The sequence below is a fragment of the Janthinobacterium sp. SUN026 genome (assembly GCF_030397625.1).
Classification (GTDB): Bacteria; Pseudomonadota; Gammaproteobacteria; order Burkholderiales; family Burkholderiaceae_D; genus Janthinobacterium; species Janthinobacterium kumbetense.
In genome coordinates this window covers 201722-221084 of record NZ_JAPQNU010000001.1, presented here as the reverse complement: position 1 = coordinate 221084, position 19363 = coordinate 201722, and the positions used below count along the sequence as shown (strand labels likewise).

The 19363-nt window shown below is 63.6% G+C and carries 23 protein-coding genes; 9 read left to right on the top strand and 14 right to left on the bottom strand.

Annotation, left to right across the window (positions count from 1 at the left end; genetic code table 11):
- Window positions 1-6: 6 nt before the first annotated feature.
- The 5 genes from OX459_RS01095 to OX459_RS01075 are packed head-to-tail and all read right to left on the bottom strand — an operon-like array spanning window position 7 to window position 4281.
- The gene (locus tag OX459_RS01095; RefSeq protein WP_289903396.1) at window positions 7-573 is read right to left on the bottom strand and encodes a carboxymuconolactone decarboxylase family protein; all 567 of its coding nucleotides are present in this window, start codon (window positions 571-573) and stop codon (window positions 7-9) included.
- Window positions 573-1421: a fumarylacetoacetate hydrolase family protein gene (locus OX459_RS01090; RefSeq protein ID WP_099666429.1), complete on the bottom strand. Its 849-nt coding sequence runs from the start codon at window positions 1419-1421 to the stop codon at window positions 573-575. The genes OX459_RS01095 and OX459_RS01090 overlap by 1 nt, the downstream gene beginning before the upstream one ends.
- Window positions 1366-2706: an MFS transporter gene (locus OX459_RS01085; RefSeq protein ID WP_289903395.1), complete on the bottom strand. Its 1341-nt coding sequence runs from the start codon at window positions 2704-2706 to the stop codon at window positions 1366-1368. The genes OX459_RS01090 and OX459_RS01085 overlap by 56 nt, the downstream gene beginning before the upstream one ends.
- Before the next feature lie 2 nt (window positions 2707-2708).
- The gene (locus OX459_RS01080) at window positions 2709-4073 is read right to left on the bottom strand and encodes a lysine 2,3-aminomutase (protein ID WP_289903393.1); all 1365 of its coding nucleotides are present in this window, start codon (window positions 4071-4073) and stop codon (window positions 2709-2711) included.
- A gap of 13 nt (window positions 4074-4086) precedes the next feature.
- Window positions 4087-4281, bottom strand: a complete 195-nt coding sequence (locus tag OX459_RS01075; RefSeq protein WP_289903392.1) for a hypothetical protein — start codon at window positions 4279-4281, stop codon at window positions 4087-4089.
- A gap of 74 nt (window positions 4282-4355) precedes the next feature.
- Between OX459_RS01075 and OX459_RS01070 the strand changes: the two genes are divergently transcribed.
- Both OX459_RS01070 and OX459_RS01065 read left to right on the top strand, forming a co-directional pair.
- Window positions 4356-4814, top strand: coding sequence for a cache domain-containing protein (locus OX459_RS01070; RefSeq protein WP_099666427.1), 459 nt, complete (start codon window positions 4356-4358; stop codon window positions 4812-4814).
- Between the two features lie 68 nt (window positions 4815-4882).
- The gene (locus OX459_RS01065) at window positions 4883-6589 is read left to right on the top strand and encodes a methyl-accepting chemotaxis protein (RefSeq protein ID WP_289903389.1); all 1707 of its coding nucleotides are present in this window, start codon (window positions 4883-4885) and stop codon (window positions 6587-6589) included.
- Here the strand turns inward: OX459_RS01065 and OX459_RS01060 are convergent.
- Window positions 6586-7164 (bottom strand): DNA-3-methyladenine glycosylase, encoded by a 579-nt coding sequence (locus OX459_RS01060; RefSeq protein WP_289903387.1) that lies wholly within the window; start codon window positions 7162-7164, stop codon window positions 6586-6588. The genes OX459_RS01065 and OX459_RS01060 overlap by 4 nt on opposite strands.
- Before the next feature lie 290 nt (window positions 7165-7454).
- On the opposite strand from OX459_RS01060, the gene OX459_RS01055 reads away from it, so the two are divergent.
- The gene (locus OX459_RS01055; RefSeq protein ID WP_099666424.1) at window positions 7455-8321 is read left to right on the top strand and encodes an HDOD domain-containing protein; all 867 of its coding nucleotides are present in this window, start codon (window positions 7455-7457) and stop codon (window positions 8319-8321) included.
- A 107-nt stretch (window positions 8322-8428) separates the two neighbouring features.
- Window positions 8429-9637: a hypothetical protein gene (locus OX459_RS01050; protein ID WP_289903386.1), complete on the top strand. Its 1209-nt coding sequence runs from the start codon at window positions 8429-8431 to the stop codon at window positions 9635-9637.
- 31 nt (window positions 9638-9668) lie between these two features.
- On the opposite strand, the gene OX459_RS01045 is transcribed toward OX459_RS01050, so the two are convergent.
- Window positions 9669-10193 (bottom strand): DNA-deoxyinosine glycosylase, encoded by a 525-nt coding sequence (locus OX459_RS01045; RefSeq protein ID WP_289903384.1) that lies wholly within the window; start codon window positions 10191-10193, stop codon window positions 9669-9671.
- 95 nt (window positions 10194-10288) lie between these two features.
- On the opposite strand from OX459_RS01045, the gene OX459_RS01040 reads away from it, so the two are divergent.
- On the top strand, window positions 10289-10717 hold the full coding sequence (locus OX459_RS01040; RefSeq protein WP_289903382.1) for an Mpo1-like protein: 429 nt from the start codon (window positions 10289-10291) through the stop codon (window positions 10715-10717).
- A 144-nt stretch (window positions 10718-10861) separates the two neighbouring features.
- A complete protein-coding gene (locus OX459_RS01035; RefSeq protein WP_034780449.1) occupies window positions 10862-11311 on the top strand; it encodes a glycine zipper 2TM domain-containing protein in 450 nt (149 codons plus the stop codon).
- A 22-nt stretch (window positions 11312-11333) separates the two neighbouring features.
- Here OX459_RS01035 and OX459_RS01030 read toward each other — a convergent pair whose 3' ends face one another.
- Window positions 11334-11465 (bottom strand): hypothetical protein, encoded by a 132-nt coding sequence (locus tag OX459_RS01030; RefSeq protein ID WP_257218848.1) that lies wholly within the window; start codon window positions 11463-11465, stop codon window positions 11334-11336.
- Between the two features lie 182 nt (window positions 11466-11647).
- On the opposite strand from OX459_RS01030, the gene OX459_RS01025 reads away from it, so the two are divergent.
- On the top strand, window positions 11648-12592 hold the full coding sequence (locus OX459_RS01025; protein ID WP_289903380.1) for an EamA family transporter: 945 nt from the start codon (window positions 11648-11650) through the stop codon (window positions 12590-12592).
- Window positions 12589-13095, top strand: coding sequence for a GNAT family N-acetyltransferase (locus OX459_RS01020; RefSeq protein WP_289903379.1), 507 nt, complete (start codon window positions 12589-12591; stop codon window positions 13093-13095). Before OX459_RS01025 ends, OX459_RS01020 begins: the two co-directional genes overlap by 4 nt.
- Before the next feature lie 233 nt (window positions 13096-13328).
- Here OX459_RS01020 and OX459_RS01015 read toward each other — a convergent pair whose 3' ends face one another.
- A complete protein-coding gene (locus OX459_RS01015; RefSeq protein WP_289903377.1) occupies window positions 13329-13670 on the bottom strand; it encodes a hypothetical protein in 342 nt (113 codons plus the stop codon).
- 14 nt (window positions 13671-13684) lie between these two features.
- Between OX459_RS01015 and OX459_RS01010 the strand changes: the two genes are divergently transcribed.
- Window positions 13685-13864 carry a hypothetical protein gene (locus tag OX459_RS01010; RefSeq protein ID WP_034746290.1) on the top strand — a complete coding sequence of 60 codons (180 nt, stop codon included), beginning with the start codon at window positions 13685-13687 and terminating at the stop codon, window positions 13862-13864.
- Window positions 13865-13875: 11 nt separating this feature from the next.
- Here the strand turns inward: OX459_RS01010 and OX459_RS01005 are convergent, their stop codons facing one another.
- The 5 genes from OX459_RS01005 to hutG all read right to left on the bottom strand — a co-directional run bounded on the left by OX459_RS01005 (window position 13876) and on the right by hutG (window position 19351).
- Window positions 13876-15321 carry a glycine betaine ABC transporter substrate-binding protein gene (locus tag OX459_RS01005; protein ID WP_289904801.1) on the bottom strand — a complete coding sequence of 482 codons (1446 nt, stop codon included), beginning with the start codon at window positions 15319-15321 and terminating at the stop codon, window positions 13876-13878.
- A gap of 66 nt (window positions 15322-15387) precedes the next feature.
- A complete protein-coding gene (gene hutI / locus OX459_RS01000) occupies window positions 15388-16614 on the bottom strand; it encodes an imidazolonepropionase (RefSeq protein WP_289903375.1) in 1227 nt (408 codons plus the stop codon).
- Window positions 16615-16626: 12 nt separating this feature from the next.
- The gene (locus OX459_RS00995) at window positions 16627-17202 is read right to left on the bottom strand and encodes a HutD family protein (protein ID WP_289903373.1); all 576 of its coding nucleotides are present in this window, start codon (window positions 17200-17202) and stop codon (window positions 16627-16629) included.
- The gene (locus OX459_RS00990; protein WP_289903372.1) at window positions 17202-18578 is read right to left on the bottom strand and encodes a formimidoylglutamate deiminase; all 1377 of its coding nucleotides are present in this window, start codon (window positions 18576-18578) and stop codon (window positions 17202-17204) included. The genes OX459_RS00995 and OX459_RS00990 overlap by 1 nt, the downstream gene beginning before the upstream one ends.
- Window positions 18563-19351, bottom strand: a complete 789-nt coding sequence (hutG, locus tag OX459_RS00985) for an N-formylglutamate deformylase (RefSeq protein WP_289903371.1) — start codon at window positions 19349-19351, stop codon at window positions 18563-18565. The genes OX459_RS00990 and hutG overlap by 16 nt, the downstream gene beginning before the upstream one ends.
- Between the last annotated feature and the right edge of the window lie 12 nt (window positions 19352-19363).

The following is a 19363-nucleotide window of genomic DNA, read 5'->3' as shown; positions in this document are numbered from 1 at the left end:
CTGTCATCAGGCGGGCATGGGCGGCACACCCAAGGCCGGCACCGCCGTCTGCGCGCCATTCATCACCATGGCCAGGAAGGTGTAGTAGCCATTGATACCCATCAAGTCGACCACGCCGTGCTCGCCGAACAGCGCCAGCGCGCGCGCATACGTGGCATCGCTGACACGCTTGTTCTGCTGCAACTCGATGCAAAAGTCATGCACGGCTTGCTCGTCTTCCTTCAGGGCCAGCGGTACGCGCCGCGCCGCGATGGCGTCCACGGCCGCTTGCGCGATGCCGTTCTGCACGGCCAGCGGCGCGTGGATGGCCCACTCGACTTGCTGGTCCCACTGGCGCGCCGTCACCAGGATCGCCAGTTCCGACAGCCGCGTGCCGATGGCGCTGCGGTAGCGCAAATATTCCCCCATGCGCTGCGCCGTTTCCATCAGCTCGGGGCTGCGGATCAGCGGCACGAAGGGGCCGTACAGCGCCCCGCGCGGACCGTCGATGATGGCTTGCGCGGCCGCGCGCTGCTGGACATCGAGCTGGTCCAGCAGCAACGGCGGCAAACGGTCGATATCGCTACCGGCCATCAGGCAGTCCAGGCAACCACGTCCTGCTGCTGTTCACCGAGGCCGGCGATACCCAGGCGCATGCTGTCGCCTTTTTTGAGGAAACGCTGCGGCTTGCGGCCCTGGCCCACGCCCGGCGGCGTGCCCGTGGCGATGACGTCGCCCGGTTCCAGGGTCATGAATTGCGACAGGTAGCTGACGATCTGCGCGACCGTGAAGATCATGGTTTGCGTATTGCCGGTCTGCATGCGCTTGCCGTTGACTTCCAGATACAGGTCCAGATCCTGCTCGTCGATGACTTCATCGCGCGTCACCAGCCATGGGCCGACGGGGCCGAAGGTGTCGCAACCCTTGCCCTTGTCCCACTGGCCGCCCCGTTCCAGCTGGAACGAGCGCTCGGAAATGTCGTTGACGACGCAATAGCCGGCCACGTATTTCAGGGCGTCCTCTTCGCTCACGTATTGCGCGCGCGTGCCGATGATCACGCCCAGCTCCACTTCCCAGTCCGTCTTTTTCGAGCCTTTCGGCAACACGACATTGTCGTCTGGGCCATTCAGGCAAGTGATGGCCTTCATGAAGACGATGGGTTCGGCCGGGATCGGCATGCCGGCCTCGGCCGCGTGATCCGCGTAATTCAGGCCGATGCCGATGAACTTGCCGACTTTCGCCAGCGGCACGCCGAAGCGTGGATTGCCGCGCACCAAAGGCAAGGTCTTTTCGTCGAGCTTGGCCAGCTTGCGCAGGGCCTTGTCGGACAGTTGTGCGCCATCAATATCGGCGATCACGCCGGACAGGTCGCGCAGTTTGCCTTCTTCATCGATCAGGCCCGGTTTTTCCTTGCCTGGACGTCCATAACGAACGAGTTTCATAGTCTTCCTTGGAGTTGATCATTGCCGCTGTGCAGGCTGCCATTTTACCGGATGGCCCGGCACGCCTGCAGCGGTGAATGAAAAACATCGCAAGTCCTGGCAATTGCAAGGCCGCCAGCACGCCAAACGCCGCCTGGTACGCCTGCGGCGGATACTGCTGCTGGCTGTTCAGGGGCCAGCAGCCGAGGATCAGGCCAAAGCCCGCCTGCGCTAGGAAGGCGCCCGTGAAAATGAGCAAATTCAAACAGGTGGCCGCCCTGCCCGTCAAACTGGCCGGCATGCTTTGCGCAACGATCGCATACTCGAGGCCCGTCACCGTGCCCAGCAGGGTAAATAGCACGGACAGCAAAGGCAGGCTGGGCACCACATTGCACGCCATCGCCACTTGCACGGCGACAAACAGGACGATGCCCACGCCCGCCACTTGCATGGGTGCAATACCGCGCCGCGCCGCGCATTCCGTCAGCATGCCCATGCCGATGGCGCCGAAGATGACGGCCGCCATGCCCAGGTACAACAAATACGCGACATTGTCGTCGGACAAGCCGCCCACGTCGGCCAGCCAGCGCCCCACCCACAAGCCCTGCACGCCAAAGAACACCGTGTGCGGCAGCAGGATCAGCGCGATGGTGCGGCGAAAGGCCCTGTCGCGATACACGCTCCAGACGCTGACCTTGTTCCTCGCCGCGGCGGGCGCAGGCAGGGCCGGCGACAGCAGGCGGATCAGCAAGCCGATGGCCAGCGCCGCCAGCGCCAGGCCCAGGAACACGCCGCGCCAATCCGTGTAGTGCAGGGCCAGCTTGACGGGCATGGTGGCCGTGGCCGCTCCCAGGCCGCCCACGGCGATCAGATAGCCATGCACGGACGGCAGGCGAGCTGGCGCGATGGCGCACGAGATCGCTTTCACGGCGGCCATGAAACAGCCGCCCAGGCCCGCCCCCATCAAGGCGCGTGCCCACATCAGTCCGGCAAAGCTGTGGCCCCGGCTGAACAGCCACACGCCCAGGGCCGCCAGCGCCAGCAGCCACAGTTGCACCGTGCGGGGGCCGTAGCGGTCGAGCGCCATGCCGACCGGCAATTGCACCAGCGCAAAGGCGAGAAAAAAGGCGCTGGTCAGCAAGCCCAGCTGGGCCGGCGTCAGGGCGATGGCGCCCAGCAATTCGGCCGTCAGCACGGCATTCACGCCGCGCAGCAGACAGGACAGGTAATGACCGAGCGCGAACGGCAGGAACACCAGGCAAAACACGGCCGCACCGGAACGGGCAGGCGCGCCGTGGCCGTGCATGCTCAGGCGGCCTGTGCCAGGCGGATGATTTTATGCGGCACCTGCGGCACCGGGTCATCCGTTTCAAAGAAAAACTTGTCCTGGCCAAAGGCCGGCTTCAAATCGTCCATCCACGTCGCTTCCGCATCGAACTTGGCATAAAACGGCCGGCGCACCCAGTCCGGGTTGCGCGCCTGCAAAAATTGCAGGGCAAACAGTTTTTCGCCATGGATGGTGACGATGCCATCGATGACGATCTTGCCGGGAAACGCGCTCATGGAAGGCCCGCGCACCGTGCGCGACAGGCCGGACACCATCTGGTAGGCGGCCTGGAAAATCTCGTGCGCCTTCGCCAGGGGCAACTCGAAATAGCTGCGCGGGCCCGTGTCCCGTTCGACAAACATGTAATACGGAATCGCCCCCAGGCGCGTGCCCGTCTGCCACAGCTCGGCCCAGCTAGCGGGGTCTTCGTTGATGTGGCGGATCAGCGGCCCCTGCATGCGCAAGGTAGCGCCCGTGGAAATGATGCGCTTCACCGCTTGCTGGGCGATGTCCTGGCGCAACTCGACGGCATGGCTGTAATGGCCCATCACGGCCAGGTTCTTGCCCGCCTTGACGATGCGCTCGAACAGGCGCATCAAGTCGTCCGCATCGCGGTCCGAAACAAAGCGCTGCGGCCAATACGCCACCGCCTTGGTGCCGATGCGGATGTTCTGGATATGTTCCAGGCCCGGTGCCAGCAGCGGCTCCAGGTAGGCAGCCAGTTGCCGCGTATTCATGATCATCGGGTCGCCGCCCGTGATCAGCACGTCCGTCACTTCCGGATGCAGTTTCAGGTAAGCGACCAGCTCATGCGACTCGTGCGCATCGAACTTCATGTTGTCCATGCCGACAAACTGGGGCCAGCGGAAACAGAAGGTGCAATACGCGTGGCACGTCTGTCCTGCACTGGGGAAAAACAGCACCGTTTGCGCATATTTATGCTGCAAGCCCCGCACGGGCGCATCGTTGACCCGGGGCACGTTGTGCGTCATCTGGCCGGCCGGATGGGGATTCATGCCCAGGCGCAAGCCATGCACATAGGCATCGATAGCGGCCTTGTCCTGTTGCACCAGCACCAGCTCGCGCAGGTGCGCGTACTGCTCGGGCGCCAGCATGTCGCGGTGGGGAAAGACGAGGCGATAGATGGGGTCGTCAGGGATGTTGTTCCAGTCGATCAACTGATCGAGCACATAGGCATTGGTGCGAAACGGCAAGACGTGCGACACCACTTGCACGGCTTCGCGCTGCTCTTCCGGCAGCCATTCCCACTGCCGCGCCTGTTGTATGGTGTGCCGCGTATACGGCTTGAACTTGGGTGAAAACGGCTCGGTAATGGGTGCGGACACGATCGGCTCCTTGCTAGTAAACAGCGATAACTTCCTTGAAACCAGCCCTATCCCGGCCAATTCCAGCCTCTTCCTCTGCCATGCCTTGCCAGCTTGGCATGCTGTGAAAGTCATCATAGTTCTTGCCACTCGGAACCAAATTGTTACATATCAACAAGCCGTCGATACGTTGCAAGCTACCGACAAGCAACACCTTAGTTTGTGCCATCGCAATTTGCGGGCAGCGTCGGCGACGTAAATTACGACTTGGCAACATATCCCTCGATATCACAAGGAGCTTTCATGAAACGCTTATTCACGGGTAGCCTGCTGTGCCTGGCATTTGCCGGTGGCAACGTCAGCGCCGCGGTCGAACCAACGGAAAAAGACGCCATCGCCATGGCCGAACGGGGCGCCGCCTTCATGAAGGCGCATGGCAAGGAAGAAATGATGAAAAAAATCACGGCGAAAGACCCGGACTTCGTGCAGGGCTCGCTGTATGTGGACATGCGCGACATCAAGACGGGCATCGTGCTGGCCCACCCCATCAATCCTTCCATCGTGGGCAAGGATTTGACGGATGTGCCCGATGCGAATGGCAAGAAATATCGCCGTGAAATCATTGAGCTGGCGCAAAAACAAGGCAAGGGCTGGGTCGATTACCAATACAAGAATCCCACCACCGGCAAGATCGAACCGAAGACCACCTACATCCTGCGCGTCAACGATGTGGTGCTGGAAGCGGGGATCTACAAAAAATAGGGCAAGGGCGGCGCGCATGCACACCGCGCGCCGCCTGCGGTTTGAACGGCCATCGCCAGGAGTCGAGCATGCTCAATCAATTACGCATAGGGCCAAAATTATTGCTGGCACCCACCCTGGTCCTGCTGTTGCTGATACTCAGCTCGACCGGCGCCTGGTATGGCATGGTGCGGCAAAATGCCTCGCTGGAAAACATGGTGCGGGTACGCATCACGCACCTGAAAGCAGCCGCCGACGTACTAGGGGAGGCCAAGCATGTGCACGGCAATATGTACCAGTTGCTGTCGTGGACGAATGGCAGCTTCGCCAAGGCCCGTCTCGATACACTGGAGCAACAGATCAAGGCGCGCCACGCGGCCATCGGCACCCAGCTGGCCTCGCTGCGCGCCACGGCCACGGGCGCCGAACTCACCCTGGTCGATGCGGCCATCACGGCACTGGCCGGCTATCGCAAGGCCGTGCTGGAAACCATGGAAATGGCGCAGATGGACCAGTCGATCGCCACCAATTCCATGCTCAAGGCGGAAACGCAGTTCGGCCAGTTCAATACGCAGTTGGCGCAACTGTCCGCGCTGGAAACGACGCTCAGCAGCCAGGCCCATGCGACGGCCAGCGCCGAGTTTCGCACCCTGTGCTGGAGCTTGCTGCTGACCGTCCTGCTCTCCATCCTCGTCTCCATCGTGGTGACCATGCTGGTGCGGCGCGCCATGCTGGTGGAAATCCGCGGCATTGCCGACGCCGTGCAAGACTTGGCGGCGGGCAAGCTGATGGCGGGCGCGCCCAAGCAGGGCAATGATGAAATCGCCGCCACCTCGCGCGTGCTGGACCAGACCATCGCCCACCTGAACCAGACCTTGCGCACCATCATGGGCGCCGTGCAATCGATCGACACGGCCTCGCACGAAATTGCCACCGGCAACCTGGATCTGTCGGCGCGCACGGAAATGCAAGCCAGTTCGCTGGAAGAGACGTCGAGCGCCATGGAAGCGCTGACGCAAGCCGTCAATGACAACGCCGACAACGCCCAACTGGCCTGCGAGCTGGCGGGGCAGGCATCCACCCTGGCCGTGCAAGGGGGCGTGTCGATGCAGCAAGCCGTGACGACGATGGCGACGATACGCGCCAATTCGCGCCAGATCGTGGATATTATCGGCGTGATCGACGGCATTTCCTTCCAGACCAATATCCTCGCGCTGAATGCGGCGGTGGAAGCGGCGCGCGCGGGAGAACAGGGCCGCGGTTTTGCCGTGGTGGCGTCGGAAGTGCGCACCCTGGCGCAGCGCTCGGCGCAGGCCGCCAAGGAAATCAAGACCCTGATCGCCACGTCCGTCACCACCATCGACGGCGGCAGCGTGGCCGTGCAGCAAGCGGGCGACAGCATGGGCGCCATCGTGGCCTCGGTGCAGCAAGTCAATGAGATCATCCAGCGCGTGAAACAGGCCAGCGCGGAGCAGGCGTCGGGCATCACGGAAGTGAACCAGGCCGTCACGCAAATGGATGACGTCACCCAGCAAAATGCAGCCCTGGTGGAACAGGCGGCAGCGGCGGCGGCCAGTTTGCAGGACCAGGCCGTCAAATTGTCGGCGGCCGTGGCCGTGTTCACCCTGGATGAGCGCCCCGCCTCACCGGCTGGCCACACCGAAGACGAAGCATTCCAGCATCCTGCCAGCCCCGCCAACGGAGAAGGCAAGGACCGGCGCGCATTGCACAGCCCGCTGCGCGGCATGCCCGGCCGGCATGGCGCCAACGATGCATCGCGGCGCCGGCGCAGCTAGACGGCGGGCGCGCGCAGCGGTTTACTCAGATAGGGCGAGCCGGCCAGCACGAAGCGCCACGGCGTGTCCATCGCTTTGGAAATGCCGATGCGCGGCCCCGTTTGCACCGTGACATCGCCCTCGCGGGCCAGCAACAGGAACGGCGGCGCGTCCAGTGCCAGCCGGTTGTGCAGATGGCTCACGCCCAGCGCCTGGCACACCTTGCCCGGTCCCGAGCACAGCAGCCGCTCCCCCGCGACGCCGCGCCGTTCGCGCATCGCATCGAGCCCCTCCACGGGTTCGATCGCGCGGATCAGCACGCCCGCGCCATGCCCCGCTTCGCGGCACACAAAGTTCAGGCACCAATGGATGCCGTACGAGCGGTAGACATAGGCATGTCCGGGCGGGCCGAACATGGCCGCATTGCGCGGCGTCATGCCCCCATACGTGTGCGAGGCAGGGTCCAGCCGGTCATACGCTTCCGTTTCCACGATGCGCCCGCCCACGCCGTCGACCAGCACGGTCACGCCGATCAGCTGGCGCGCCACGCTGCTGGAATCGTCCGCGAAATCGATACCCGCAAGGATTTTTTTCATCAGGCAATTGTACCGCCGCGCATCCGGCCGCACGCTTTGCCCCGCCTTGAAAACAAATAAAACTTGGTTTTTTCATCATGGATACCGGGACGGGCAAGGTCGTAAAATGACGAAAATCACGGCCGGACCGGGCCAAAACGGGGATTTTTTCCAGAATATATTGCAGATATGAACTATTGCTATGCATAAACAGCGATAATCGTCGGGCACTGCGCCAGACGCTCATGAAGCGGGCAGCGGCAGCGCACGACAGAATAAGCACCGGGCACAAAAATGATGATGAAAGCGTGATGATGAGAGCGGCAGCGCAAAAGCAGATAGAGCAGGAAGATCCGGTTGACGCCTTGATGCGTTCCATCCGTATCCCGCCGCGTCCCAGCCTGCTGGTCGACTTGCAGCGCGAACTGGCGGAACAGGACCCGTCGCCGCGCCGCATCGCGCGCATCATCGCCGACGACGTCGGCATGTCGGGCGCCCTGCTGAAATTGGCCAATTCGCCGTTCTATGGCGCCGCGCGCAAGGCCAAGTCCGTCGAGCAAGGCATCAATTTCCTCGGCATCAACCAGTGCAGCGCCATGATGACGGGCTTGCTGGCGCGCCAGGCGCTGGAAGCGGAAGGCGTGGAACTGACCAATTTCTGGGATGTGTCGGCCAAGCGCGCGCGCGCCCTGGTATTTACTTCACGCAAGTTGCGCATCGCCCCGCCCGACATCGCCCACACCTTCGGCCTGTTCTGCGACATCGGCGTGCCCCTGCTGATGAACCGCTTTCCCGACTACGTCAACACGTACGCGGCGGCCGCCAACGATGCGCACAATTGTTTTACAGCACTGGAAGACGCGCGCCACCAGACCAACCACGCGGCCATCGGCTGCTTGCTGGCGCGCAACTGGGGCCTGTCTTCCGACGTCTCGTGGGCGATTTTGCACCACCACGACTACACGGTGCTGGCCGACCCGTCCACGGACGACGCCATCCGCTCGCTCGTCGCCCTGTCGCTGCTGGCCGAAAAGGGCATTCAGCGCTACCATGGCAACAGTACCTCGCTGGAGTGGGACAAGGGCGGCGAACTTGCTTGCCAGCATCTCGGCCTGTCGCAGGAAGAAGCCGCCGACCTGCTCGACGAATTGCACGAGATGTTCGATACCGACCATTGAGGTATCAGGCGGCCGCGTCCGCCTGTATGATCCGTCCCGGCGCCTGGCATAAGCCCTGGCGCCTGTTTCCGTTTGCCTGACCCGTCTTTCTTAACCTGTTGATCGCCATGCCCAAAAATAAGCGCCCTGTCCCCCGTAAATCCGCCAACACGCCTGAAGACAAGGATGAATCCGTCACGCGCATGCTGTGCACGATGGCCCTCAACCTGGCGGAGCAGGAAGACAGCGAATCGCAGGGCACGGTGCTGGCCGAGCAAGCCGTCGAGTTCGGCCGCCTGATCCGCAAGGCCTTGAATCAAAAGAAGGATGAAATCCTGTACGACGCCATCGAGCGGGCGAAATACGAGGACGTGGGCGCCTATCAGTACTTGCGCAGCCATATCGAGGAAGCGGCGTCCATTTCCGTGATCCGCCGCGAGAATGCCCCGGCGATGGAAATCAACGCCTTCGTCGTGCCCCTGCTGGTGCAAAGCACGGGCGGCCTGAAGGAAGCGGACAGCTTCCAGGACCAGGACGCGTTCGAAGCGCTGGTGAAAAGTTTCCAACAGGCAGAACTGGAAAGCGCCAAGGCCAAGGTAGTCCTGATGAGCCACGCCTACGACCTCGATGAAATCGACCGCATCACCTATAGCCATTTGCACGAGATGGTGCGCGATGCATACTCGTCGATGACGGACAAGAAGATCGTCGCCACGCCGGGCCTGGAAAGCAGCATCGTCGGCTGGAGCGAAACGGCCTTCGGTCCGCAGGACACGGCCGTCGAACTGCGCTTCCTGCTGGGCTTTGCCCTCAAGCGCGTGGACGACCCGTTCTATGCGGAACCGAAGGATGAAGCGGCGCTCGACGCCTGGTTCGACGCGCGCATGGCCCGCTACCAGCAATGGACGACGGAAGTGGGCGATCTGGTGAAAAGCTGCCTGGCGCCGGCCGGCAACACCCTGGAAGTGAGCTTCCTCTACCAGGATCTGTTCCACGGCGGCAAGGAACAAGGCATGAGCGAGTATGCGATGCTGCAGATGATGTCCGGCATCAACCATGCATTGGCGGAAAACAACGTGGACGCGGGCGACGTCTCGGTGGTCGTCGGCCCGGCCGATGAGCATGGCGAAATGCTGCTGCGCGTCAACGTCAGCACGGCGGGCGGCCAGTTGCTGCACAGCGCCGACAAGCCGCTGGACCTGGCCGCCGACCTGCAGGACGAAGTCGACGACATCTGCGACGCGCTGGCCACCATCGGCGTGACCCGCTTGTCAGTGGCGCTGAAATTCGACGCCAAGGGACAGCCGCTGGAAGCGCAGCCGTACGCGCCGGCCTAAAGCCGGCAAACTGATCAACTGACTCCGCGCATTACAACGGCGGCAATGTTTTCCATTGCAGCAACTTGGCGCCATACGCGAGCGTGTAAGCGGGGCTGCTCGACGGCAAGCTGACGATGCGGTAGCGCTGCGCGTGCTCGCCCAGCACCTTGATGCCCAGCTTGGCGGCCGTGCCGCCGTTGAAGGCGATCGTGTGCAATTGCGGCAGGCTGGCGGCCAGGGCCGCCAGGTCGTTATCGTCGCGGGCGCGGATATTGCTGTCCAGGCTGCCCGTGCGCTGCGCCTGCGCCACCACGTCCCACAGGCCCACGCCGTGCGCCAGCAAGGTGCTCAAGCGCGCGTCATAGGGCTGGCTCGTCAAGTCCACGCCCAGCACCTCTCCCAGCAGCCGCCAGAACTTGTTTTGCGGATGCGCATAATACTGGCTGTGCGCCAGCGATTTTTCGCCGGGCAAGCTGCCCAGTATCAACAAGCGCGTATCGGCGTCGACGACGGGATCGAAACAGCGCTTGCGCGGGTCGGCGGCAGGGTCCGGCAAGAAGGCTGGGCTATTCAAATGAGCGGTCCGGAAGGGGAAATGAAGGGCCATTTTACCCGGCCACGCGACAGTGTAGAATTCCCGGACAACCATCCCTGCACAAGAGACCGCCCATGCGCACCATCGACACCCTGCTGGCCCAGTATGGCGAAAGCCACCGCAACCACGTCAATGAATGGGTGCACATCGTGTGCGTGCCGCTGATCGTCTTCAGCCTGCTGGGGCTGCTGTGGAGCGTGCATCCCAGCGTGGCGCTGCTCGGCAGTATTCTCGCTTTATACTATTACTACAAGCTGTCGCGTCCGTTTGCGGCAGGCATGCTGGCCATGCTGGCCGCCATGCTGGGCCTGCTGCTGATGATGCCGGCGCTGACCATCCTGCCCGTGTCGCTGGCGCTGTTCGTGCTGGCCTGGATAGGCCAGTTCATCGGCCACCAGATCGAAGGTAAGAAACCGTCGTTCCTGGACGACTTGCGCTTCTTGCTGGTGGGACCGCTATTCGTGCTGGGATTTTTGTACCGGCGCCTGCGGCTGGCGTATTGAGCAGCAAGCGGTCATGCGGTCACGCGGTGCCGTAACAGATTTTTACTATTCGCAACTAGTTATATGAGGCAAGTGTCCTTATGATAAGTCATCATCTGTCGGTCAATGTAATCGGCAACTAACTTTTGTCCAAGGGAGTCCCACATGAAAGCACCAATTATTGCAGTGGCATTGCTCGCCACCCTGGCCGGCTGCGCCGTACAACCGAACTCGGCGAATGTGTACAACGCGCGCCAGGCGCAGAATGAACAATCGGTTCGCATGGGCACGGTTGAATCCGTGCGCCAGGTCACCATCGACAAGGGTGAAACGGGCACGGGCGTGCTGGCTGGCGCGGCGCTGGGCGGCGTGGCCGGCTCGACAGTCGGTGGCGGCAAGGGCGCCATCGCTGCCAGCATCTTGGGCGCCGTCGCCGGCGGCATGGCGGGCAAAAGCATCGAAGCGAACGCTTCCAACAAACCCGGCCTGGAAATCACCGTACGCCTGGACAATGGCGACATGCGCGCCATCGTGCAAGACGCGGACGAACTGTTCCGTCCGGGCGAACGCGTGCGCCTGCTGTCCGATGGCCGCAAGACCCGCGTCACCCACTGATCTGCTTGCCGGCGCATGCGCTTTAGCCGAATGCGCCGGCAGCCATCAGCAAGGCCGAGGGCGACATGCCCTCATGCAGCCAGATGGCAACCAAGGTTGCCACCACGACATATACAAGCACGCTCCATACTTTGATCTGCAGTGAGGCTGGCATGGCGGTCCCCTTAAAAGATGCAATTCAGAAAATGTTTACTTGATAATAAAGTAAATATTTTCATAAATTCAACATTTTCCAGAAGCACTGCGCTGGCTCAATGCCTCGTTGTCTCCTGACCACTCTTTGAGCAAGCCCGGCCAAGACTCGCCATCCCCGCGCGATGCCCGTATACTTGCGCGATGTCCTCTCCTCTCCTGTTCATCATTGCCTGCCTGATCTGGGGCTCCACCTTCTGGGCCATCACCTTGCAGCTGGGCGATGTCGCCCCCGCCGTTTCCGTGGTCTACCGCTTCGGCCTCGCGTCCGCCACCCTGTTTGCCTGGTGCGCCTTGCGCGGCGACCGCTTGCGCTTGCCCTGGCGCGCGCAGAAATGGATGCTGCTGCAGGGCCTGGCCTCGTTCGCCCTCAGCTATGTGTGCACGTATAGTTCCGAACAGTACCTCGTATCCGCCCTCGTCAGCGTGCTGTTTGCGCTGATGGTGTTCTGGACGCCATTGCTCAACCGCATCGCCTTCGGCACGCCCATCACCTGGAGCACCTGCTGCGCGGCCTTCGTCGCCATCTGCGGCATCGTGCTGCTGTTTTACCAGTCCATCGGTGCGGCACTGCAAGATATCCTGGGCGGCGGCAATGGTCATTTCCTGCTCGGCTTCATGCTGGCCCTGGTGGCCACCGTGTCCAGCACGGTGGGCAACGCCCTCGTCATGAAAGTGCGCGAGCATTCCGGCAACGTGATGCTGACCATGGCCTGGACCATGCTGTGGGGCACCTTGATGGTGGCCGCCTGGGCCGTCGCCACGGGCCAGTCCTGGCAATTGCCCGCGCGCCCCAGTTACTGGATGGGCTTGCTGTACCTGGCCATCTTCGGTTCGGTGATCGCCTTCAGCGCGTATTTCACCTTAATCGCCCGCATCGGCACGCAAAAGACCGTGTATATCGGCGTCGTCACCCCCGTCATTTCCGTGCTGCTGTCGGTGCAGTTCGAACACTACCGGCCCGCCGCCATCGAATGGGTGGGCATGGTGCTGTGCCTGTCCAGCGTGGCCTGGGCCCTGACCTCGGGCGCGCGCAAGACGGCTGCCGTTTCCTCTATTTCCACCACTCCATCCACAAAGGCAACATGAGCACCTCTTCCTCCCTCGCCATCCGTCCCGCGACCGCATCCGACGTGGCCGCCATCTTTGGCATGATCCATGAACTGGCCGTGTTTGAAAAACTCGAACACATGATGATCGCCAGGGAATCCATGCTGCACGACAGCCTGTTCGGCGCCCATCCCGCGTGCGAAGCGCTGGTGGGCGAGGAAGATGGCGAGGTGGTGACGTTCGCCCTGTTCTTCCACAACTTTTCCACCTTCCTGTGCCGCAAGGGCTTGTACCTGGAAGACCTGTATGTGAAGCAATCGGTGCGCGGCAAGGGTTATGGCAAGCAAATGCTCGTGGCGCTGGCGCAACTGGCCGTCACACGCGATTGCGGCCGCTTCGAATGGTCGGTGCTGGACTGGAATGAAAACGCGATCAACTTCTACAAGGGCATGGGCGCGGACGTGATGCCGGACTGGCGCATCTGCCGGGTCGCTGGCGATGCCTTGACGCAATTGTCGGCCGGTACGCCACAACCACTGTGATTGGCACTGCATCGCGGGAACTGCAAACGCAAGCTCCAAAAAAAATCCCCGCGGGCTAGCGGCACCGCGGGGTGAACCCATTGTCAAGTGGGAGGGGGAGAATGCAATCAACGGTTATCAATATAAACGCTGCCGCTTGCCACCGCGCAGACCTTTACATTTGCTTACCGGGCCTTACATTTGACTTAAATCCGCTAACCAAGTGTCACCGAGTGTCGCTCGGATGACACTGATTATTTCCGTGGTTCAATCAATGTGCCGTGCAAACCGATATGTTGTTGCGCAACCCCACTGCCGCCCTGCGTATTTGTATAGATTTGGTACACTGTCAGGCAGGCGATGCAGCCAGCAACCACGGCGAAAATGACCATGCGACGCTCCTTGAGTATGCTTGAGGGAATCAGAGCCCGCGGCGCCTGATGATGACCAGGCGAGCAGGGAAGATTCAGTGTGGCATCTTCGGTCTTGGGAGCCTTGCGCAATCTCAAACGCGCCAATTTGACGGGGTCATGGCATTTGATATGGCGCAAAGTGGCGGCATTCCGCTCACACAAAATGAACGCATCGTTACGCACCTGGGAGCCACATCATGAATGTCTCTGCCAAACCGCTCGTCATGAAAATCTACCGCGCCTACCTGCGCTCCCGCCTGGAGCGCTATACGCGCGACTTGCAAGCCATCGCCGAACAGCGCGAGAATGACTTCCAGGCTGAACGCATCCTGCACCAGGCCGTCGTCTCGGTGCGCTCCAAACTGCACTCGCTGTAACCGTGATGCCGTCAGTGCTGCCGGCCGGCCACGGCCCAGCGCTCCACCAGCTCGAACAAGCCTTGCGTCAGCAGGGCCAGCACGGCTGCGGGGATCGCGCCGGCCAGCAGCATGTCGTTGTCATTCAGCGCCAGGCCGATGGTGATGCGTTCGCCGTAACCGCCCGCGCCGATGAAGGCGGCGATGGTGGCCGTGCCCACGCTCATCACGGCCGCCGTTTTGATGCCGGCCAGCATCACCGGCAAGGCCAGCGGCAAGTCCACGTGCAGCAGGCGGTCGCGCTTGCTCAAGCCCAGCGCCAGCGCCGCCATGCGCAAGCCTTGCGGCACCTGCAAGATGCCCGTGCACGTGTTGCGCACGATGGGCAGCAAGGCGTACACGAATAGCGCCACCAGCGCCGGCACCGTGCCGATCATGCCCAGCAGCGGGATCAATATCGCCAGCAGGGCCAGCGACGGCACCGTCTGCAGCACGCCGACGAAGGCCAGCACCGTTTGCCGCAGCGGCGCCGACAACGCCGCCAGCACGCCCAGCGGAATGCCGATCAGGCACGCCAGCGCCACCGACAGCAGCACCAGGGTCAGGTGCTGGCGCGTCAGGGTCCACAGATCGTCGCCGACGAGTTTATCGAGCAGCTTGCTGCGCGCGGCGGCCGGTTTTTTCGCCGACGTGCCGGAGGCCAGCCACTGGTGCGCCACACCGGAAAAAGTCTTGCCATCGATTTCCACGGCCGCATTCATGGCGATCATGTCGCTCTCGCTGATGCGCCCCTGCAAGCCTTGCAGCGCGAGCCAGGCAGCGGGAAAACGCTGCGGCACGTCGAGCCGGTACAGGAGCATGGCGTCGTAGCGGGGAAAATACTGCTGCGTGTCGGCCAGCACGCGCAAGCCGTACTGGCGTATCTTCGCGTCCGTCGAATAAATGTCGATCACGTCCACCTGGCGCTGCGCCAGCGCCTCGTAGGCGATGCCGTGATCGAGCCCGCGCGGGCGCTGCGACAAACCATAGCGCGCGGCCAGGCCCGGCCAGCCATCGACCCGGCCGATGAATTCATGCGACAGGCCGAATTTCAGGGCGGGATGCTGCGCCAGCTGCGCCAGGCTGGCGATGCCCGTTTCATCGCCGCGCATCGCCAGCGCATAGGTATTGTTAAAGCCCAGCGGCACGGCCACGCCCAGGCCCAGCGCCGCCAGCTCGCGCCGCATCTGCGCCAGATCAATGGCCTTGTCGTGCTTGAGGATTTCGCTGGCGATAGTGCCCATGTATTCGGCATACACGTCGATGCTGCCCGCCTGCAGCGCGGCCAGCACGATGGCCGTGTTGCCCAGGCCCTGGCGGTGCAGCGCCCTGACGTGCGGCGCGGCGCTCTGTTTGACGATTTCGCCGAGAATATACGATTCCGTAAAGCGCTTCGAACCCACCTTCAGGGTGCCGCCGTCCATGGCAAGGGAGGACATGGGCGCGGCGGCGAAGAATAGCAACAACAGGTAAACAACACGCACGCGGCGCTCCGGGACGGATGATCAATCCGGCAAGCTTACCACCGGCGCGCGCCAGACACCGCCATGCACCACGCCCGCGCACGGGTTCAGGCCCAGCGCATACGCCAGGTCGGCCGGGCGCGCGATGCGCCACAGGGCAAAATCGGCGCGCTTGCCCACCGCCAGGCTGCCCGTTTCCTGCTGCAAGCCCAGCGCGCGCGCCGCATGGATCGTGCAGCCGGCCAGCGCTTCCTGCGGCGTCAGCCGCCACAGGGTGCACGCCATGTTCATCGCCAGCAGCAGGGACGTCATCGGCGACGTGCCCGGGTTGCAATCGGTGGACACGGCCATGGGCACGCCGGCCGCGCGCAAGGCCGCCACGGGCGGCGGCTGCGTCTCGCGCAAAAAGTAATACGCGCCCGGCAGCAGCACGGCCACCGTGCCATGCTGCGCCATGGCGGCGACGCCCTCTGCCGACAGGAATTCCAGGTGGTCGGCCGACAGGCCGCCGTAGCGCGCCACCAGCGCCGCGCCGCCCAGGTCCGACAGCTGCTCGGCATGGAGTTTTACAGGTAGCCCCAGCGCCTGCGCCGCATCAAACATGCGCTGCGTTTGCGCCGGCGTAAAGCCGATGCGCTCGCAAAACGCGTCGACGGCGTCCACCAGGCCATCGCCGGCCAGCCGGGGCAACATCTGCCCGCACAGCAGCCCGATATACGCATCGGCCTGGCCCGCATACTCGGGCGGCAGCGCGTGCGCGCCAAGGAAGGTGGTGCGCACGGATACGGGCAGTGTTTGCCCTATCCTGCGCGCCACGCGCAGCATCTTCGCTTCGCTGGCCGCATCGAGGCCATAGCCGGACTTGATTTCCAGCGTCGTCACGCCCTCGGCCAGCAACGCCAGCACGCGGGGCAGGCTTTGCCGCAGCAATTCGTCGTCGCTGGCCGCGCGCGTGGCGCGCACGGTGGACATGATGCCGCCGCCGGCGCGGCTGATGTCTTCATAGCTGGCGCCATTCAGGCGCGCCTCGAATTCGTCGCTGCGGTTGCCCGCGTGGACGATGTGCGTGTGGCAGTCGATCAGGCCGGGCGTGAGCCAGCAACCCTGGCCATCCTGCAGCACCGCGCCGCTGGCCGGCAATTCGTCGCCGGGGCCGAACCAGGCGATGCGGCCATCCTTGACGGCGATGGCCGCATCGAGCAGCTCGCCATAACCGTGCTCCATGGTGGCCAGGTGGACGTTGTGGATGACCAGGTCCCAGTCTTGCATCGCTTTCTCTCCCTAGGTAAACAGGTCGACGCACAAGACGGCCGACCGCTGCAAGGCGTCGAGCCGCCATTCCTGCGCATCGTCGGCGTCCAGCAGCAGCGCGTCATGGCGGCCCAGCGCGAACTGCTGCTCGCCACCGCGCGCCAGCACGTGGCCGTCGCCGGCGACGAACAGCAAGGTAGTCGCGCTGCGCCGCACCAGCTTGCCCGGCGCCGTGATTTTTTCCAGCTGGTGGCGGCAGCGGTCGCGCCGCGTCATCACGTTGAAATCCGTCGTCGTCCCCCTGACTTGCGCCTCCACGGCCGCTTCGCCGGGAAACCACAGCATCGGTTGCGCCGCGCTCAAGGTCACCTTGCGCGCACCATCGAGCGTCAGCTGCACGCTGTCGCCATCGACCAGCATCAAACTGCGGTCGATGCCGGGAAAACTGGAAAACGGCCCGCTGGCCGTGATCGTCGCCAGGCTGATACGCCAGTCGAATTCCATCAGGCTGGCTCCGGGCGGAGCAATGGCGATTTCCATCGTGCTGCCGCCGCCGTTTTTCCACGGCGCGGCGCGCAGGCATTCCTGCGGGATGAAGGTCGCCATCAGAGCGCCCTCAGTTGCGCCAGCGTGCGCTTGTAGGCGGCGGCGATGGCGTCCTGCGCTACGTGGCGCCCGTCGCGCACCTGCCATTGGCCGCCGCACAGCACGTCGCGCACCAGGTTGTCGTTGCCGCAGAAAAGTACGCTGCCCAGCACATTTTCGATCGCCACGCCGCACAGGTTCACATGCGCCTCGTCGAGCACCAGCAAGTCGGCGCGGCAGCCGGGCGCCAAGGCACCGAGCTTGCGCCCGGCCGCCTGCGCGCCCCCTTGCAGGGCCGCCTGCCACAGGTAGTCGCCCACATGGCGCTCCTCCGGCCTGGCGGCGACATTGCGCTGCTGCCGCTGCAAGCGCTGGCCATATTCGAGCCAGCGCAATTCCTCCACGGGCGATTGCGATACATGGCTGTCGCTGCCCACGCCAAAGCGCCCGCCGGCAGCGATGAATTCGGCCAGCGGGAACAGGCCGTCGCCCAGGTTCGCTTCCGTCGTCGGGCACAGGCCCGCCACGGCGCCGCTGGCGGCCATCAGCGCCACCTCGTCGGGCTGCACATGCGTGGCATGCACGAGGCACCAGCGCGCGTCGACGTCGACCTGCTCGTACAAATACTGCACCGGGCGCCGGCCGCTGTAGTCCAGGCACTGGCGCACCTCGCCCCGCTGTTCAGCGATGTGGATGTGGATGGGACGGCCCGCGGGCAGCGCCTGCGCCACCTGTTTGATCTGCGCCACGCCGGCCGCGCGCAGCGAATGGGGCGCAAAACCCACCTCCACCTGCCCGCCGCGCTGCGGCGCCAGCGCCTCGACGATGCGCAAGACATCGTCCGCACCGGTGCGAAAGCGCGCCTGCTCCGGCTTCAGCGGTTGCTCGCCAAAACCCGCATGGCTGTACAGCACGGGCAGCATGGTCAGGCCGATGCCGCTGAGGCGCGCCGCCGCCAGCACCCGTTCCGCCGTTTCCGCGGGACGCGCATACAGTGCGCCGGCCGCATCGCGCTGCAGGTAGTGGAATTCGCACACGGCCGTGTAGCCATGGCGCAGGCATTCCGCAAACAGCTGCGCGGCGATGCTTTCCATCTGTTCCGGCGTGATGTGGCGCGCGAAGCGGTACATCAGGTCGCGCCAGGTCCAGAAACTGTCCGGTCCGTCACCCGCGACTTCCGTCATGCCGCCCAGCGCCCGCTGAAACGCATGCGAATGCAGGTTGACCATGCCGGGCAAGACATATTCGGCCACTTCGGCGCCGGCAGGCGGCGCGACGTTTTCCGCCACCGCCGTCAAATCCCCATTCTTGTCCCATTCCAGCAGCACGTCGCGGCGCCAGCCTTGCGGCAGCAGCGCATGGCGCGCAAACAGGGACGCACTCAACGTGCCACCCATGCCACGGCCGCTTCCATCATCTGGCGCAGCAGCGGCTGCACTTGCGCCGCCAGGTCGGGCCGGTAGCCAAACGGTTCCGTTTCGTCCATGTACAGGCACTGGCACATCTCCAGCTGGATAGCATGCACGCGACCTTCCGGCTGGCCGTAATGGCGCGTGATGTGGCCGCCCTTGAAGCGGCCATTCAAGGCCACGGTAAATCCCTCCTGCGCGCGCGCGATATCCACCACGGCGGACGTCAGGCCGCTATCGCAGCTGGCGCCATCGGCCGTGCCGAAGTTCAGGTCGGGCAGCTTGCCGTCAAAGAAGCGCGGCACGCGCGAGGCGATGGAGTGCGCATCCCACAGCACCACGGCGCCATGCACGCGCAGCAGCCGATCCAGTTCCGCGCGCAGCTGCGCATGATACGGCGCCCAGTAGCGCTGCAGCCGCTGCCGCACGTCCTGCGCATCCGGTTCGCGGCCGGCCAGGTACAGCGGCTCGCGATGAAAAGTATCGTTGGGCAGCAAGCCCGTCGTATCCTGCCCCGGATACAGATTCGTGTCTTCCTGCGGGCGGTTCAAGTCGATGGTGTAACGCGACCAGCGCGCCGACAGCACGGACGCATCCATCTCCTGCAAAAAGCCATACAGCTCGCGCAGATGCCAATCCGTGTCGGCCCTGACCAGGGCCTGCGGCGTCATGCGCGCGGCGATATCGTCCGGTATGTCGGTGCCCACGTGGGGCATCGACACCAGCAGCGGAATGCTGCCTTCATTAAAGCGGAAATCCATGCTTGTCTCCTT

What these genes read in the sequence shown, in the direction of transcription:
- OX459_RS01085 (WP_289903395.1), bottom strand. Translation starts at nt 2,706, where the DNA reads ATGCACGGCCACGGCGCGCCTGCCCGTTCCGGTGCGGCCGTGTTTTGC.
- hutI (WP_289903375.1), bottom strand. Translation starts at nt 16,614, where the DNA reads ATGCAAGACTGGGACCTGGTCATCCACAACGTCCACCTGGCCACCATG.
- OX459_RS01010 (WP_034746290.1), top strand. Translation starts at nt 13,685, where the DNA reads ATGAATGTCTCTGCCAAACCGCTCGTCATGAAAATCTACCGCGCCTAC.
- OX459_RS01025 (WP_289903380.1), top strand. Translation starts at nt 11,648, where the DNA reads ATGTCCTCTCCTCTCCTGTTCATCATTGCCTGCCTGATCTGGGGCTCC.
- OX459_RS01005 (WP_289904801.1), bottom strand. Translation starts at nt 15,321, where the DNA reads ATGTCCTCCCTTGCCATGGACGGCGGCACCCTGAAGGTGGGTTCGAAG.
- OX459_RS01065 (WP_289903389.1), top strand. Translation starts at nt 4,883, where the DNA reads ATGCTCAATCAATTACGCATAGGGCCAAAATTATTGCTGGCACCCACC.
- OX459_RS01055 (WP_099666424.1), top strand. Translation starts at nt 7,455, where the DNA reads ATGATGAGAGCGGCAGCGCAAAAGCAGATAGAGCAGGAAGATCCGGTT.
- OX459_RS00990 (WP_289903372.1), bottom strand. Translation starts at nt 18,578, where the DNA reads ATGGGTGGCACGTTGAGTGCGTCCCTGTTTGCGCGCCATGCGCTGCTG.
- OX459_RS01035 (WP_034780449.1), top strand. Translation starts at nt 10,862, where the DNA reads ATGAAAGCACCAATTATTGCAGTGGCATTGCTCGCCACCCTGGCCGGC.
- OX459_RS01070 (WP_099666427.1), top strand. Translation starts at nt 4,356, where the DNA reads ATGAAACGCTTATTCACGGGTAGCCTGCTGTGCCTGGCATTTGCCGGT.
- OX459_RS01075 (WP_289903392.1), bottom strand. Translation starts at nt 4,281, where the DNA reads ATGGCACAAACTAAGGTGTTGCTTGTCGGTAGCTTGCAACGTATCGAC.
- hutG (WP_289903371.1), bottom strand. Translation starts at nt 19,351, where the DNA reads ATGGATTTCCGCTTTAATGAAGGCAGCATTCCGCTGCTGGTGTCGATG.
- OX459_RS01060 (WP_289903387.1), bottom strand. Translation starts at nt 7,164, where the DNA reads ATGAAAAAAATCCTTGCGGGTATCGATTTCGCGGACGATTCCAGCAGC.
- OX459_RS01020 (WP_289903379.1), top strand. Translation starts at nt 12,589, where the DNA reads ATGAGCACCTCTTCCTCCCTCGCCATCCGTCCCGCGACCGCATCCGAC.
- OX459_RS01095 (WP_289903396.1), bottom strand. Translation starts at nt 573, where the DNA reads ATGGCCGGTAGCGATATCGACCGTTTGCCGCCGTTGCTGCTGGACCAG.
- OX459_RS00995 (WP_289903373.1), bottom strand. Translation starts at nt 17,202, where the DNA reads ATGGCGACCTTCATCCCGCAGGAATGCCTGCGCGCCGCGCCGTGGAAA.
- OX459_RS01040 (WP_289903382.1), top strand. Translation starts at nt 10,289, where the DNA reads ATGCGCACCATCGACACCCTGCTGGCCCAGTATGGCGAAAGCCACCGC.
- OX459_RS01030 (WP_257218848.1), bottom strand. Translation starts at nt 11,465, where the DNA reads ATGCCAGCCTCACTGCAGATCAAAGTATGGAGCGTGCTTGTATATGTC.
- OX459_RS01090 (WP_099666429.1), bottom strand. Translation starts at nt 1,421, where the DNA reads ATGAAACTCGTTCGTTATGGACGTCCAGGCAAGGAAAAACCGGGCCTG.
- OX459_RS01050 (WP_289903386.1), top strand. Translation starts at nt 8,429, where the DNA reads ATGCCCAAAAATAAGCGCCCTGTCCCCCGTAAATCCGCCAACACGCCT.